12 protein-coding genes are annotated in these 15,000 nt (G+C 64.4%); 4 read left to right on the forward strand and 8 right to left on the reverse strand.

The annotated features are described in order from the left end of the window. Nucleotides 1–74 precede the first annotated feature (74 nt). Nucleotides 75–3,524, forward strand: coding sequence for a PAS domain S-box protein (locus LAN61_07155; protein MBZ5540283.1), 3,450 nt, complete (start codon nucleotides 75–77; stop codon nucleotides 3,522–3,524). Here the strand turns inward: LAN61_07155 and LAN61_07160 are convergent. The 3 genes from LAN61_07160 to LAN61_07170 form a co-directional block, all read right to left on the reverse strand. Continuing rightward, a complete protein-coding gene (locus tag LAN61_07160) occupies nucleotides 3,489–4,067 on the reverse strand; it encodes a hypothetical protein (GenBank protein ID MBZ5540284.1) in 579 nt (192 codons plus the stop codon). The genes LAN61_07155 and LAN61_07160 overlap by 36 nt on opposite strands. Continuing rightward, nucleotides 4,064–4,792 (reverse strand): hypothetical protein, encoded by a 729-nt coding sequence (locus LAN61_07165; GenBank protein MBZ5540285.1) that lies wholly within the window; start codon nucleotides 4,790–4,792, stop codon nucleotides 4,064–4,066. The genes LAN61_07160 and LAN61_07165 overlap by 4 nt, the downstream gene beginning before the upstream one ends. A 184-nt stretch (nucleotides 4,793–4,976) precedes the next feature. Beyond that, a complete protein-coding gene (locus LAN61_07170; GenBank protein ID MBZ5540286.1) occupies nucleotides 4,977–5,225 on the reverse strand; it encodes a hypothetical protein in 249 nt (82 codons plus the stop codon). A 121-nt stretch (nucleotides 5,226–5,346) separates the two neighbouring features. Here LAN61_07170 and LAN61_07175 point away from each other — a divergent pair, with 121 nt between their 5' ends. Continuing rightward, nucleotides 5,347–5,778 (forward strand): hypothetical protein, encoded by a 432-nt coding sequence (locus tag LAN61_07175; GenBank protein MBZ5540287.1) that lies wholly within the window; start codon nucleotides 5,347–5,349, stop codon nucleotides 5,776–5,778. Here the strand turns inward: LAN61_07175 and LAN61_07180 are convergent. Next, complete coding sequence (locus LAN61_07180) at nucleotides 5,696–6,496, reverse strand: hypothetical protein (GenBank protein MBZ5540288.1); 801 nt, start codon at nucleotides 6,494–6,496, stop codon at nucleotides 5,696–5,698. The genes LAN61_07175 and LAN61_07180 overlap by 83 nt on opposite strands. Nucleotides 6,497–6,775: 279 nt before the next feature. Between LAN61_07180 and LAN61_07185 the strand changes: the two genes are divergently transcribed. After that, a complete protein-coding gene (locus LAN61_07185; GenBank protein ID MBZ5540289.1) occupies nucleotides 6,776–7,219 on the forward strand; it encodes a CBS domain-containing protein in 444 nt (147 codons plus the stop codon). A 207-nt stretch (nucleotides 7,220–7,426) separates the two neighbouring features. Then, on the forward strand, nucleotides 7,427–8,659 hold the full coding sequence (locus LAN61_07190; protein ID MBZ5540290.1) for a hypothetical protein: 1,233 nt from the start codon (nucleotides 7,427–7,429) through the stop codon (nucleotides 8,657–8,659). A gap of 31 nt (nucleotides 8,660–8,690) precedes the next feature. On the opposite strand, the gene LAN61_07195 is transcribed toward LAN61_07190, so the two are convergent. The 4 genes from LAN61_07195 to LAN61_07210 all read right to left on the reverse strand — a co-directional run bounded on the left by LAN61_07195 (nucleotide 8,691) and on the right by LAN61_07210 (nucleotide 14,912). Further along, nucleotides 8,691–9,668: a SpoIIE family protein phosphatase gene (locus tag LAN61_07195; GenBank protein MBZ5540291.1), complete on the reverse strand. Its 978-nt coding sequence runs from the start codon at nucleotides 9,666–9,668 to the stop codon at nucleotides 8,691–8,693. Between the two features lie 84 nt (nucleotides 9,669–9,752). Next, nucleotides 9,753–11,120, reverse strand: a complete 1,368-nt coding sequence (locus LAN61_07200; GenBank protein ID MBZ5540292.1) for a ribonuclease H-like domain-containing protein — start codon at nucleotides 11,118–11,120, stop codon at nucleotides 9,753–9,755. Between the two features lie 25 nt (nucleotides 11,121–11,145). Next, nucleotides 11,146–13,602 (reverse strand): DEAD/DEAH box helicase, encoded by a 2,457-nt coding sequence (locus tag LAN61_07205; GenBank protein ID MBZ5540293.1) that lies wholly within the window; start codon nucleotides 13,600–13,602, stop codon nucleotides 11,146–11,148. Between the two features lie 98 nt (nucleotides 13,603–13,700). Next, nucleotides 13,701–14,912 (reverse strand): MFS transporter, encoded by a 1,212-nt coding sequence (locus tag LAN61_07210; GenBank protein ID MBZ5540294.1) that lies wholly within the window; start codon nucleotides 14,910–14,912, stop codon nucleotides 13,701–13,703. Nucleotides 14,913–15,000: the final 88 nt, after the last annotated feature.

Genomic DNA, 15,000 nt, shown 5'->3' on the forward strand with positions numbered 1-15,000 from the left:
CCATCATCGTCTGGCACAGCCAAGACCTGCTCGGATTCGCGTTCTTCGAGGTCACCGCCTTCCTCGTTCTGCTCGTGCTCTTTGTGCTTTTGCGGCGCAATCACCGGTCGAGCTATTTCCAGACGTGGGTGGCGGGCTGGGCGTGTCTTACGATCGCCAGCTTCGCGGAGCTGTTATCCGTATTGCAGGTGTCCGCTCTGCCGCTGCTGCGGCTGATCCATCTGGCCGGGGAGCTGGCCGCCGTCCTGCTCTTTCTGGCCGCGGTGGTGCAATACACAGCGACCAGCGCGCGGTTTCTCTGGCAGCTGTTCCCGCTCGCCGGGCTGCTCTTCGCCAGCGTGTTTTATCTGGAGTGCGCGACGCCCGCGGGATTCGGTCAGATGCGCTGGGAGACGGCGTGGCTGCAGGTGACAGTTTTTCTCTGCGCAAGTTTCCTGCTGTGGCGGCATGCGCTCTCCTCGAAGAAAATCGGAGTTGCGCTGCTGGCGGCAGCCTTTTTGCTAAGCGGGTTGCACTCTCTGGACCGCCCCCTGTGGCCCGATCACCCCATCTTTCTTCTGCGTCTGGCGTTTGACCACCTGCTGTCGGTGGCGCTGGGAACGGCGATGGCGGTTCTGGTGCTGGAAGAAGCGCGGACGCGGACCGAAGACCTGAATGACAAGCTGCGCCGGCTGACGCTGCTGACGACCGCGAGCACACAGACACTCTCCGTGCAGGAGGTGCTGAACAAGGTTCTGAACAATCTGGTGGAGAGCCTCGGGGTGACGCACGGGGTGATACGTATCCTGGAAGGAGAGGGAGATGCGGCGGAACTCGTGACGCGGAGTTCCGTGGGCTTCGATCCCTCCTATCACCAGAAATATGGGCGGATCTCCATCCTGCGGCCGTGGACCCGCATGGTGCTCAACGATCGATTTGTGCTGCAGGCCCCCGATGATTCGACGGACGATCTGACACGCGAACGCATGCTCGAGAGCGGCACTACGCAGATGGCCAGCGTGCCGCTGCCCGGGAAAGAAGGGCCGCTGGGAATCGTAGCCGTCGGATCGTTTCGGCCGATGAAATTTCAGGAAGACGAAGTCGCTTTCATGGCCAACGCGGCGAATCTGCTGGGCCTGACGCTGCAGAACGTGAACCTCTTCGAGCAGGTGGCTAGGATCCAGCAGCAGTGGGCCAACACGTTCGATTCCATCGGTGACCCCGTTTTCGTGCACGACCGGGGGTTCCGCGTGGTGCGCTTCAATCGCCGGCTGGCACATCATCTGGGCCGGGACGAGGCGGCCTTGAACGGCCGCACGATCGGTGAGATTTTTCAGCGGCGCAACGCGAATTTTCAGGATTGCCCGTATTGCGAAGGGGTCGCCGGAGAAGGGGATGATCCCGACCCGTGGCTGCGCGGGTACTTCCTGGCCTCCAACTCCACCTATGCCGATCCCGATGGCAAGCCGCTGGGAACGGTGCACATCCTGCGGGATATCAGCGCCCGCAAACGCGCGGAAGAGAAATACCGGTCGCTAATTTCTAGCGTGCAGGAGGGCGTGTTTATCTCGACGCCCCAGGGGAAATTCCTGGATTTCAATGATGCATTTCTGCGGATGACCGGACATGAGAGCCGGGAAGAGCTGCTGCGGGCGGAGATTCCCTCGCTGTACGTGAATATCGCGGACCGCGAGCGGCTGCGCAGGCTGCTCCAGGACCACGGGAGCGTGGCCGATTTCGAATTTGAAATGCGGCGCAAGGACGGCGAAGTGCGCACGGTTGTCGAATCGTCCACCGCCGTGCGGGACAGCGCGGGGAATGTGACGGCGTACCAGGGCTTCCTGCTGGACATCACGGAACGCAAACGTGCCGAGCAGGAGGTCCGCCGGCGCAACCGGGAGCTGATGGTGCTCAATTCCATCGGGCAGACCCTCAACGAGTCGCTGGATCTTGGCGATTCCGCACACCGGACTCTGGGCCAGCTCCTGGAACTGTTTCATCTGGACGTGTCGTCCCTGTACCTGCTGGACGAGACGCGGACGAAGCTGCGGCGGATCGCGGGGGTGGGACATCGCAGCGAATTCGCGAGGCATGTCCAGCCGGTTCCGATTCAGGCGAACCTGTTGGAGCACATCCGGGCCGTGCGGGCCACCTTCCTCTCGATGCAGGGGCTGCCCCTGCCGCAGGTGTTCCGGGAGATCGAGAGCAAAGAAGAGATTGTCAGCGCCTATATCCTGGTGCTGTGGTCGAAAGACCGGGTCATCGGGGGTCTTTTCGTGGGCAGCCGAACACCGCGGGAGTTTTCTCCGGCGGACATCAATTTGTTGGTGGCCCTGGGAGGCCAGCTGGCCAGCGCCGTCGAGAAGTCGCTGCTGTTCGAAGAAACGAGGCAGGCCTACGACGATCTACGGCGCGCGCAGGAACAGCTGCTGCACAACGAGAAGATGGCCGCGGTGGGACAGCTGATCTCCGGGGTGGCGCACGAACTGAACAATCCCCTGACGGCCATCCTCGGCTACAGCCAGCTGTTGAGCTCCAGCGGGCAGCCGGGAACTCAGGCCGTGGAGTACGCCGAGAAGCTCTACAAGCAAGCACAGCGCACCCATCGCATCGTGCAGAACCTGCTGAGTTTTGCGCGGCAACACAAGCCGGAACGGGTTCCGGTGCGGCTGAACCAGGTGATCGAAGATACCGTGGCTCTGCGGGATTACGATCTGCGGGTGAACAACATCCGCCTGCACCTGGAACTGGCGCCGGATCTGCCGGTTACCGCGGCAGACCCCCACCAGTTACAGCAGGTCTTCCTGAACCTGGTGAACAACGCGGTAGACGCGATTCTGGAGCAAGGGAAAGAAGGGGACATCTGGGTGCGCACGCGGAGCGAAGCCGCAGGGCTGGTCGTGGAGATCGCCGACAGCGGTCCGGGCGTGCAGGATCCTTCGAAAGTATTCGATCCCTTCTATACGACCAAGCCGGTGGGCAAGGGAACCGGGCTGGGTTTGAGCATCTGTTACGGGATTGTGAGCGAACACGGCGGTGCCATCCGCGTGCGCAACGCGCCGCCACTCGGGGCCGCGTTCACCATTGAACTGCCATTCCTGGCGGCAGAGAAGGTGGAAAAGCCGGCGGTACGGCCGGCGGCAGCCGCGAAAGAGGGTCGGATCCTGCTGGTGGATGGCGATGAGTCCGTGCTGGAAGCGGTGGGCGAAACACTGCGCCGACGCGAGCATCAAGTGCTGACGGCGCAAACCGCGGAGCGCGCTCTGGAGCTCCTCACCAGGAAGGAGTTCGACCTGGTGCTGGTAGACGCGCATTTTTCGGGCGAGCACGACGCCACGGGCTTCTTTCGATGGCTGGCGGCGAAACGGCCGGGACTGGCAAAACATCTGGTGGTAATGCGCTCGGCTGCGCCGGCGGCCGGGAATGGCCACCAGCGGGAAGTGCAGGGCATGCGCATCCTGCAGAAGCCGTTTAAGGCTACGGAGTTGATTGCAGCTGTGGAGGAAGTGCTAAACCAGATTCATGCCGCGCCGCTCGTCCCCTGAAGCCGGTTCCAGCGCCTGCAAGGCGCGCTCTCCCATTTCCGCCATGGCCGCATCTAGCCGGGCGGAAAGTGCTCCGACCATCTCCGTCACTCGCTGCAGCTGCCACTGTGGCCTAAGCCCCAGCAGGAACATTCCCCGAACCATCTGATAGCGGCATTCGAAACATACCGCCAGCCACAGGCGCTCGGCTTCCTGGCGCGCCGCGACTTCCGGGGAGAGCGCGGCCAAGACGCGCGCCAGCCAGAGCAGGCCGCGCAGGTCCCGGTGCAGGGCGTCCAGGTATTCTATGGCTGCGCGGCGGCGGTCCGCGGTGGCACGCCGTGCCAGTTTGGCGGTGCCTCGGGCCGCAAGAAAAGCCCAGTCGGCCGGGGACAGCGCTTGCCGGATCTGGGGAAAATGAACGGCGTGGTGCAGCAAAGAGTCCGCGCCGAGGGACAGTTGCACAGAGGGATGGGGCTGCCCGCGGGATTGCCGCAGAGACCAGCCCAGGAGCGCCAACAGGGCAGCGACGAGCAGCACGAAGCTGAGGAATGTCCAGGTCATGAGTGCGGCGCCTCCGGCTTCCAGATCGAGAGAAGCTGCTCGTTGAGCACGCGCAGACGGAGATTGATCTCCGGAGAGAGTTGCCGGTAAAGCACGCCGTCCATCAGCGCCGGCTGTTTGATGGTGATGGGCACGGGGAACCGGAGCGCAGCAATCCAAATGGCAAGGCTGACCAGAAATGCAAACAACATAACCAAATTCCAGAGCGCGCTGTAGGCGAAAAGGTATTTCATGAGAAACGTGTTATTGAGCACGATCGCACACGAATAAATGCAGAAGCCAACGGCGAGTGCGCGATCCGGCCCTGCCACCGCCATTCCGTAATAGCGCATAAAAACAAACAATAAAACAATCAAGCTGGCGATGGCCAGTTCCAGGCCGCGGTCCGCCGCGAAGATCGCTACTTCCCAGCGCCAGTTGGCGACAAGAAAAGAATAGCTGACGATAACTGCAGCGCACACGGCGAGCATCCGCCAGGCGAGCGCCCAGACACCACGATAGCCGCCCAGGATTCGCCTGCACAGCTCTGCGATCGCCAGCGCCCGCGCGATTAGAGTCAGGCCCTGGGTGATCCAAGCGATCTGAAAGGATGCCACGGTCAAAAAACCCCATGAACGATAAGTCAACAGAAGGACAACGGCCTGTCCGAGGTTCAGCAGGATATACGCGGTGAAATGCGGGTAACGAGAATAATTCTGGTACCGGACAAGGAAAACGAGTAGCACAAGCAACCCCGCCTGACACAACGCCCAGAGTGGGTTCTGGAGGATTGTAAGCTCTGCTACCATGCCCAAATCGTAGCATAGCGTTATGGGGCAGTAAATGAACGAACCTGGCCGCTACCCTGGAGCACGCAGGCTCCGGGAGGCTCGGCCAGTGCTGGTCGAGCCTCCGCAGGAAACTGCGGTTCTACGCCCCGGCCTGATGGCTTCCGGGCTTGGCGTGCGGGAACGGGGGCAGCGGGGAGCCGTCCGCACTCAAGATGGTCAAGCTGGGCTTGGCGTGCGGGAACGGGGGCAGCGGGGAGCCGTCCGCGGATTGCGGGTTCGCGTGGATGGCTGGGTTACTGGAAATGTGGTTGACCGAAGCAGCAACAGGGAGTAGGATGACCGCGGTAAGCAGGCACAGCACAGCACACAACTTAGTAGCTTGTTTCATGGTTGTACTCCTCCTGCGGGGACAGTGCGGGAAAACGGGGCGAGTCGCGCGAACGAGAAGAAAAGGTTCAGATATCGGAACAGATTCGGGAAAGGGACCGTGCGTGGAAATCCTTTCGCAGTTGCAACAAAACCGCCGGATCATTCACGATTTCACAGCCACGACGCTGGCGTCTATTCCGGGCTTCTATGCTCGGCTGACTTACGTGGCCTCGTTGCGCGATCTATCCAGCGGAAACTACGAGCATGCCGGGCTGGAGGTCTTTTATCCGAAGGCGGCGGTACAGCAGGCGCTGGGGCAGTGCCACGAGGAGTTGTTCGAACGCATCCTGGAAATGCCGCTGGAAGCGCAGGAGAAGGATCTGCGGGGGTGCCTGAACGGCATGGAGAGCGGGTTGTGCGCCACGGTGGAGCACTGGCAGTCGCTCGAGTCTTATCGCATCCTGATGCCGGAGACCGCGCCGGACTATCTCAAGACGCTCTTCTGTTCGAATCTTCGGACTCTTCTGGAAATTCTTCAGCAGGACTGCCGGCCGGGTCATCGAGCCGCATAACCATCCCAATCACACGGCCGATCACTTCGGCATCGGCGGGAAACTGCCAGTGCTCCGGCGCATAGTGCGAGAGGGGATGGGGATGCATGACCAGCCGGGAGCCATCCATAGCAAACCAGCCGCAACGATAGCCGGAACGCACATCCACGAAATAGATGGGGCGGTCGAACTCCGTACGCCACTCGCCATGCTCAACGCGGTTCACGGTGGTGTCCACGAGGACGATGCTGCCGGGGCGGAGCAGAGGCTCCATGCGGCGGTCGGAGAGGCCGATGAAGCCGTAGCAGTGCTGGCTTTGGCCCTTGTCCAGCGCCCCCTCGAAGTATCCCCAGCGCTCCACCATCCGGGAGAGGAATTCCGTGCGCCGGGGATCGAAGGCGGGATCAAAACGCAGGGGGACGCGCAGGGTGGCCGGCGGAGCGCTCAGATGGGTGAGGGGCGCGGGGAAGGAGGCGGCGTCGCGGAAGAATTCGTCGAGGGGAACATCGTACCAGCGGGAGATCTCCAGGGGGTTGAGATGGTAGATAGCCGCCAGGGAATAGAGTTTGTGCAGGCCGGGAACGACACCGTGATTCTCGATGTCCGCCAGGCGGCTGATACGAATGATCAGTTCGGAGCGCCCATGGCGTGCGGCCAGCTCGAAGCTGGTGCGTTCAACATCGCGATACGTCAAGCCAAGACGCTCACGAGCCTGCCGAAGGCGGAGACCTGGGTCCATCTTTCTCCTCGACCGTGCTTTCCGAGTGCTGGTGGGAGGATATAACACGAGTACTGGTTTGTTAAGGAAACAGAACAAAGCTCCAGATTTTCTGGGGAGACGCCCAAATGAGGTTTCGCGGGCGGTGTTGGCAGGTCGGGAAGGGCCTGGAGGGTGCCGTGGTGGCCGCAATCTTACAGGTTAGGAACGTCTCGCGTGGAGTTCAATTGACTCTGGTGGGAGTGGATGGGACCATCTAGGAGCGGCGGGGTCAGCTTCGACCGTCCTAGGCAGGCAGCGATGAGCGGGGAGTACCACGTTCGGGACATCATGAGCGGCGCGCCGGTGACCATTGAGTCATCCGCGAGATTGCTGGATGCCGCGCTACTGCTGCGTTCTGCGTCGATCCGTCATCTCCTGGTGGTGGACGGGGAAACGCTGGTGGGAATTTTGTCCGATCGTGATCTGCAGCGCTATGCGCCGTCGCGGCTGGTGTCCATCACCGAGAAGGAGTACAACGCGGTCTTTGAAAATACGCTGGTGGGCCGGGTCATGACGCCGAATCCCCGCAGCATCGCCCCGACGGCCACGCTGCTGGAAGCCATTGCTTTGTTCCAAGAGATGCATCATGGATGCTTGCCGGTAGTAGACGGAGAGCACCTGGTGGGAATTCTTACGCGCTGGGATCTGGTCGAGGCGTTCCGTCAGGTGCTGAACGGCGAACTCGTGGGGCGCAAGGGCTGATCCGGGCGCCGCTCGCGGCTCTCGCGAATCTGCTATTCTGTCTTTCCTATGGTCTCCCGCTTTTTCTGCAAGAGTCGATTAGCCGCGTACTTTTGTTTTCTCGCCTGTGCGCTCCTTGCGCAACCTCTCGTACAAGCACAGCAGGCTGCGGAAGCTCCTGCGCCCGGCGCTGCGGGGCAGGAAGCGTTCATCACCGCGGCCGACCAGGTGCTCCAGCAGCTCAGTGTCCTGACGCGGCTCCCTGCGCGGGCGCCGCTGAAGAAATCGCTGCGCAGCCGCGCCGAGATCCGCGCGTATGTGCTGCGGCGCATGCAGGAGGACAAATCCGCAGAGGAGCGCTATGCGGCGGATCGCGCGGCGGTGGCGTTCGGCCTGGTGCCGGAAGATTTCCAGATGGAGCCATTCCTGGTGGAGCTGCTCACGGAACAGATCGCCGGGCTGTATGATCCGGCGGAGCACGAGTTTTACATCGCGGACTGGATCCCGCTGGAGGACCAGCGCATGGTGATGGCGCACGAGCTGACACACGCGCTCGAGGACCAGCACTTCCACGTCGAAGCGTGGATGAAGGCCGCGCGGCCCAACGACGATGCGGAGCTGGCCCGCGAAGCGGTTCTGGAAGGCAGCGCCACGGCGGCGATGATGGAGTATGAGCTGCTGCCTTCCGGGCGGCACCTCAGCGATCTGCCGGACATGGATCCTGAGCTGCTCCTCGGCGATCTTTCCGACACCCCGACGCTGAAGCGGGCGCCGGCGTTCATCAAGGATGCGCTGCTTTTCCCGTACTTCAGCGGATTGCGTTTTTCCATGGACTTTTTGAAGCAGACGGGCTGGAGCGGTCTGCCGGGCGTGTTTGCGCGGCCGCCGGTCTCTTCGCAACAGATCCTGCACCCAGAGTTGTATCGCGAAGGGCGGGCGCCGGCGCGGTTGGATCTGGCGGTGGATACGAAACGCCTGCGCGGGAAATGGAACCTGCTGGAAGACAACATTCTGGGGGAGTTCGGCTGGCGGGAGGTGCTGCAGCAGTTTCTGGGCCAGGAGCGCGGCGTGGCGCTGGCGCAGGAATGGAAGGGCGATCGCTACGTGCTCTTTGAACGGGCCCGGACGAAGAAGCTGCTGCTGGTCTACCGGGTGCGCTGGAGCGATGCGAAGCATGCCGCGCGCTTTTTCGGGCAATATTCGGAAGCGCTGGAGAAGAAATATCCGCAGCGCGAGAAGCTGTTCCGGCGGCCGAATTTCTTTTCCTTCGAGACGCCCAAGGGTGGCGTCTTCCTGCGCTGCGTGGAAGCGGGGTGCCTGACGGTCGAAGGCGGCACGCGCGCGGTGTTCGACGACGTGAGCCGGACCATCGGCTGGAGCGCGGCCCCGAGGGAGCCGGAGATAGACTTGCAGAAGATTGCCGCGGGGCGGGAGCCGGCCGCGGCTGCCGTTCTGCGCTAAATCCCGCTGTTCCCCTTGCCGGAGCCTGCTTTCAGGCAGCGCGGCGCAGCATCAGGAGCGTCAGGTCGTCGTCGAGTTTCCCTCCCGGGGCATGGCTGCGCAGATCCTGGAGACATTCCGCAAGGACCTGCTCGGGTGCGAACGCGAGGCGGTTCGCGACGAGCCGGGTGATGCGCTCGAGCCCGTATTCCTGGCCCAGGTGGTTCTCGCGCTCGGTCAGTCCGTCGGTGTAGAGGAAGAGGCCCTCGCTTTCCCCCAGAGAGAGGCGCTGGACCGGGAAACGCGTATCACAAAACATGCCCAGAGGCACACTGGTTGCCGCGAGTGGCGTGACGCCGTCTGCGCGCACATGCAGGACGGGCGGGTGCCCAGCGCTGACAAACTCCACGGCGCCGTCGCTGGAGGCACGCCCGACGACGAGCGTGGCATAGTGACTGGCGAGTGTGCTCTCGCAGAAGAGGCGATTGGCGGCCTCGACCATGCGTTCGAGCGCGAGATTCGCGCCAGCCAGGCTCCGAAAGGTGGCGTGCAAGTGGCTCATGAGCATGGAAGCCGCCACGCCTTTGCCGGAAACGTCGCCGAGAAGAAAGAGCAGGCCGGCCGGCGTTGCGATGAGGTCGCAGTAGTCGCCGCTGACCGGCCCCGCAGGCTCGTAGTGGTAGCCGATGCGCCATCCGGGAGCGGCAAAATCCTTTCCCGGAAGGAGCGCGCGCTGAATGTTTCCGGCCAGCGTCAGGTCATTTTCCAGGGCGCGCTGCTCGTCTTTGGTGAGGCAGGAGAGACACACCCTGCAGAGCGGATCCGAAAGGATTCGCTCGGGATCAATCGTGCCCTTGCAGGATTCGCAGACGCCGAAAATGCCGTGGTCCATGCGCGCCAGGGCCGCATCCACATCGGTAAGCAGTTGGCTGAGAGATGCGTCGCGGTGGGCGCTGTGGACGGCAGACTGAAGACGTTCGCGGCGTTTTTCGAGCTCGGCACGGAGATAGGTGTGTTCTGCGGTAGCCATGGGTCCTCCTGCTGCATCTTGCAGCCTGGTTGCTGAGGTTTCCATCCGATTTCCTCTCCCAAATTCTTGCAGAATTCCCGAGAATCAGCGGGCCCGCGGGCGTCCAGCCGGGCCCGCTGCGCTCTTCGAGCGCGTGAGGAGCGGCGGAGGCGCGGCACCAAGCTGAATCTGCATTTGATGCTCGAGCCGGGCAAGGCGTTGCTGGAATTTTTCCTGCATACGCGCGGCGCGGAGCACGATAGCGGAAGCGGTCCACGCGTGGGGCGCCTGGGCCTGGGCGAGCTGCGCTTTCTTGAGGCCGAGGCGGGCATATTCCATGGCGCGAGCCGGGTCTTTGGCGCGGCGCTCGTAATAGATGGCGAGCTGTTCGCAGGCGTGGAGGGCATCGCGCGGATCGGCGAGCAACTGCTTCCAGAGGGCGGCGGCAGCGGCGTGGTCACCGCGGCGCCGCGCGCGGACGGCGAGATCGCGGTGGGCCTGCGGGCGAAATTCGGCGGGGAGGCCGCATTCGAGGGCGCGTTCGCAGACGGTGTGTGCGCGGGCGACTTCGCCGCGCCGGTCGAGGTAGCGGGAAAGGCCGAAGAGGTCGAGGCTGTGGATGTCCGGATCCTGGTGGCTTTCCGTCGAGAGCAGCGTGTTGATTTTCCCGAACAGGGCGGCGAGGCCGCGCAGGTCCATTTGGTTGTGGCGGGCGACGGATACGAGCGGGGCGGCGGGGCCTCCGCGCAGGTAATCGAAGTAGAACTGCGGGATGAGTGCGGAGGGGACGTCGTCTTCGCGGCGCCAGCCGAGGCGCGGGGCGTCCAGGACGTGGCGCTCCAGCTCGATCAGGCGCACCGAGCCGAGGCGCAGCTTCCACAGGGCGCGCGCGGGATGCAGCAGGTCGAGGTGCGCGGCGAGGCGCGGCGCGGGGATGGCCCGGGTCATGGTGAAGCGGCTTTCCAGCAGCGGCCAGTCGAAGCTCTTGCCGTTGAAGGTGACCAACACGGGCCGCTCGGCGAGGCGCGCCGCGAGCTCGTGGAGCAGGGAGTGCTCCTCGCTGAAGTCGCGCAGGAAGAACTGCTCGGTCTGCAGGCCGCCAGCATCCCACCAGGCGAGGCCCACGAGGAAGGCGTAGGTGCCGGTGCCGCCGGCGAGGCCAGTGGTTTCGGTATCGAGGAAGAGCCATTGCGAGGGGTCCGCGATGGCAGCGCGGGTGCGGCGACTGGCGGATTCATCGCGAGTGCGGGATAGGATTTCGAGCGCCACGGGCGAGGGATCGGCGAATTCAGGCGTGGAGAACCAGTTGCGCACGGCGAGGTGGTCGCCGAAACGGTTCTTGGCCACAGAGGCCCCGAGAAGCTGCGCGAGTTCGTCGGCGTCTTCGGGAGCGCGCAGCGTTGCCGGACGCGCGGCTGCCGCGCGCGCGGGTTTCAGCGCGGCGAGGCGCGCGAATTTGTCCATGCCGCTCACGGTTTAAAAGCATTCCTCCTCTCGGTCACAGGCCCGTATTCCCTGCCACTTCCCAGTGCATCCCGCCGCACAGCCGGCCGAGAATCGCCAGCGCGGCCTCCTTGGCGCGCGGGGCAAGGTCGCCGGCGGGGCCCACGCACGAGGGGCAACCCTGCTCGCAAGGGCACGCCGCGATCAACTCGCGCGTCTGCCGCAACAGAAGCTCGTGCACGCGGAAGAGCGGCTCGGAGAAGCCGATGCCGCCGGGATAAGCGTCGTAGAGGTACAGGTTGGGCTCGAAGAACTCCTTGGCATTGGCGGAGACGACTTCTTCCATGCGCGTGGGAGCGAAGTCCTCGACAGCCGCGCCGGGCGCGGGCGGGCGTTCGCCGATGGCGGTGCCAAGGTCGCGCGTGTCGCACATGAGGAGGAGGGTGGCCACGGATTCCAGGGCGTGGAGCAGGCCGAACATTCCGCTCTGGCGTTCGCTGACGGTGAAGGGCAGCGATTCCAGGAGCGGGCGCTCCAGCGTGATCCAGTAGGCGGTGGTGTGCATCTCGTTTTCGGGGAGCTCGAGCTGCCCGGCGCCGATGTTTTCGTTGGTGAAGAACTTGATCTTCTTGAAGCCCACGACCTGCGAGCGGACGAGGACGTCGCCGTGAGCGCGGGAGGCCGGAAGCTCCGGGCGGGCTTCCGCGGAGCGGGCTTCGGCGGCGATCTCCAGGACGCGGACCTGGGTGTAGCGGATGGCGTCGGTGTAGTAGTCGGCGTCGACCTTCTTGACATAGGCCTTGCGCTCGGTGAAGTCCAGATGCTCGACGTGATACTGCTGGCCGGCGTGCAGGTAGATGGCCTTGGGGTGCACGGTGGTGAGGGCGCTGGTGAAATCAACTTCGCCGATCACTTCGGGCGCGCCGGTGATGTCCACGATGACGAAGTTGTCGCTGGAAACCGAGCGCAGGCTCACGGTGTCCGCGGGATAGGCCTCGTGGGTCCAGTGCCAGTGCGCGCCGGCGCGGTGGAGATAGCCTGCTTCGGCGAGGCGCGCGCAGAGCTCCACCACGTCCACTTCGCCGAAGCGCTCTTCGGGGCGGATGGGAAGTTCGAAGGCGGCGCACTTCAGATGGTTGACGAGGATTTCCAGATTATCGGGCTGGATGAAGGCGTGCTCCGGGGTGTTGCCGAAGAAATAGTCGGGATGGCGGACGATGAACTGGTCGAGCGGGGCGGAGGAGGCGACCAGCACGGCACAGGAGCTGCCCGTGCGGCGCCCGGCGCGGCCGGCGCGCTGCCAGGTGGAGGCGATGGTGCCGGGGTAGCCGGCGAGGACGGTGGTGTCCAGCGAGCCGACGTCGATGCCCAGCTCGAGGGCGCTGGTGGAGACGACGCCGCGGATGCGCCCGTCGCGCAAGCCGCGCTCGATCTCGCGCCGCTCGTTGGGGAGATATCCGCCGCGGTAGCCGTGGATCTTCTCGGGGTGTCCCGGAGGCTGCCGGTTTGCCTGTCGAAGATAGGTGAGCAGCAGTTCGGTGTGCAGGCGGCTGTTGGCGAAGACGATGGTCTGCAGGTCGCGCTTGAGGAACTCCTGGGCGACGCGGGAGGACTCGTTGATGTAGCTGCGGCGGATGCCCAGGGCGCGGTTGACGACCGGGGGATTGTAGAAGACGAAAGTTTTCTCGGCGGCGGGTGCGCCATTCGAATCGAGGACGGAGACTTCGGCTTCCAGCAGGCGCGCGGCGAGATCGCCGGGATTGGCGATGGTCGCGGAGGAACAGATGAATTGCAGTTCGCGCCCATAGAAGCGCGCGACGCGGCGCAGGCGGCGCAGCACGTTGGCTAGGTGGCTGCCGAAGACGCCGCGATAGGTATGCAGCTCGTCCAGCACGACGTAGCGCAGGTTTTCGAACAGCCGCGTCCAGCGCGTGTGGTGCGGCAGGATGCCGGTGTGCAGCATGTCCGGATTGCTGAGCACGATGTGGCCTTGCTCGCGGATGGCTTTGCGCGCGTCGCTGGGCGTGTCCCCGTCGTAGGTGAAGACGCCGAAGCGGTTGTCCAGGCGCTGGTTGAGGTCGTGCAGCTCGGCGAGTTGGTCCTGCGCGAGGGCCTTGGTGGGGAAGAGGTAAAGAGCGCGGGTATCCGTGTTCCCGAGGATGGCGTTCAGGACGGGCAGGTTGTAGCAAAGTGTCTTGCCGGACGCGGTGGGGGTGACCACGACGACGTTTTTGCCCTCGTGGATGGCCTCCGCGGCGGCAGCCTGATGGCTGTAAAGGCGGCGGATGCCCTTTCCGGCGTAGGCGGCGGCGAGATCGGCGTGAGTCCACGCTGGCAGATCGGCCCACTGCGCCTCGCGCGCGGGGAAGTGGCGCACGGCAGTGAGGATTTCGCCCTGGGTATCGCGCGCCGCGAAGCTATCGAGGACTTCGAGGACGCGAGTGGTGCTGCCCTCGAGGCGGAGCACGGCGGCGCTGCCCGCAGCGGCGCGCAGGGCGAGGGGTTGGGACATTTTGCGGGCTTCCATATGATTCGCCTTTTGTTCGCCAAAACTAGCATGCCGCCATCCGGGGCGCAAGAGTGAATTGCAGAAGGCCTGTAACGCCAGCGCTACTGCGGCTCGCGCAGGCGGAGGATGAGCAGGGCGCCGGCGAAAAAGAGGATGGCGGAGGTGGTGAAGGCGGTCTGGACGTTGACGGCGCTCCAAAGGAAGCCGACCACGACGCTGGAGAGGAAATCGCCGACCGCGTTGACCGCGGCAAGTGTTCCGAAGGCCATGCCGTGCTGTTCGCGGGGCACGAGCTCGGCGGCTAGGGAATCCTCGAGGGCCTCTTCGGTGCCGACGTAGATGCCGGCGAGAGCGAAAACTCCCCCGAGCAGCCAGAGATTGTGCGCCCCGAGGCAGAGCAGGAGGGCGGTGAGGCCGGCCAGGGCGTAGCCGCCGGCGAGGACGAACTTGCGCTGCCGGACGTGGTCGCTGAGCCAGCCGCTGAAGTAGGCCGAGGCGGCGTAGAAAACATTGTGCAGGGTGTAGAGCGCCACGGCCAGGCTGGCGGCGCGGGCCACCCCGTGCACCGAAGCCAGCTGGCGCGCGGCGTAGAGAATCAGCATCGTATGCGAGAAGTCTCCGGCGCCGAAGACGCCCACGCCCGCGAGGAAGCGCCGGAAGGGTGCGGGCAGGGCCACCAGGCCGCTCCAGAAAGATTGCTGCGAGCGGAAGGCGATGGGGCGCTCGCGCACCAGCAGCCAGAAGCAGGCGACGGCGGCCACGCCCGGCAGCAGCGTCCAGAGAAAAACGGTGTGGTAGGAATGTCCCGTGCGCTCGAGGAGCCACAGCGCCGTGAGCGGGCCAACGATGGCGCCGGTGGTGTCCAGGAGGCGCTCGAAGCCGAAGGCGCGGCCGTAGGCCGCGGGGGGCACGTCGGCGGCGAGCAGGGCTTTGCGCGCGGGGGTGCGGATGCCGCGACCGAACCAGGCGGTGGCGCGGCCGAAGAGGACGTGCGCGGCATGCGTGGCGAGCGCGAACGAGGCCGTGGCCAGCGTGGTAATGGCGTAGCCGATGGCGCCGAGCGGCTTGCGGTGTTTGAGCTTGTCGGTAAAGTGGCCGGCGGCGAGTTTGGTGAAGCTGGAAAGGCCGTCGGCGACGCCTTCGATCACGCCCAGCCACGCGGGGCCCGCGCCGATGGAGGCCAGGAACGCGGGCAGTATGGCGGTGGCGATTTCGTGGCTCCAGTCGCTGAACAGGCTGGTGAGCCCGACGCCGAGGACGGTACGGTTGAGCCAGCGCTCGGACGGGGGATTGGGTGTGGTGGAGGAGGACATAGGCGCGATTCGAGGTTTGAGTTTAGGGGGGAAAGTTAAAAGTTGAAAGTCGAAAAGTGGAACGGTTGAAGAGCGAAGAGCGGAGCGC

The organism is Terriglobia bacterium (assembly GCA_020072785.1).
Taxonomy (GTDB): domain Bacteria; phylum Acidobacteriota; class Terriglobia; order Acidiferrales; family UBA7541; genus Acidiferrum.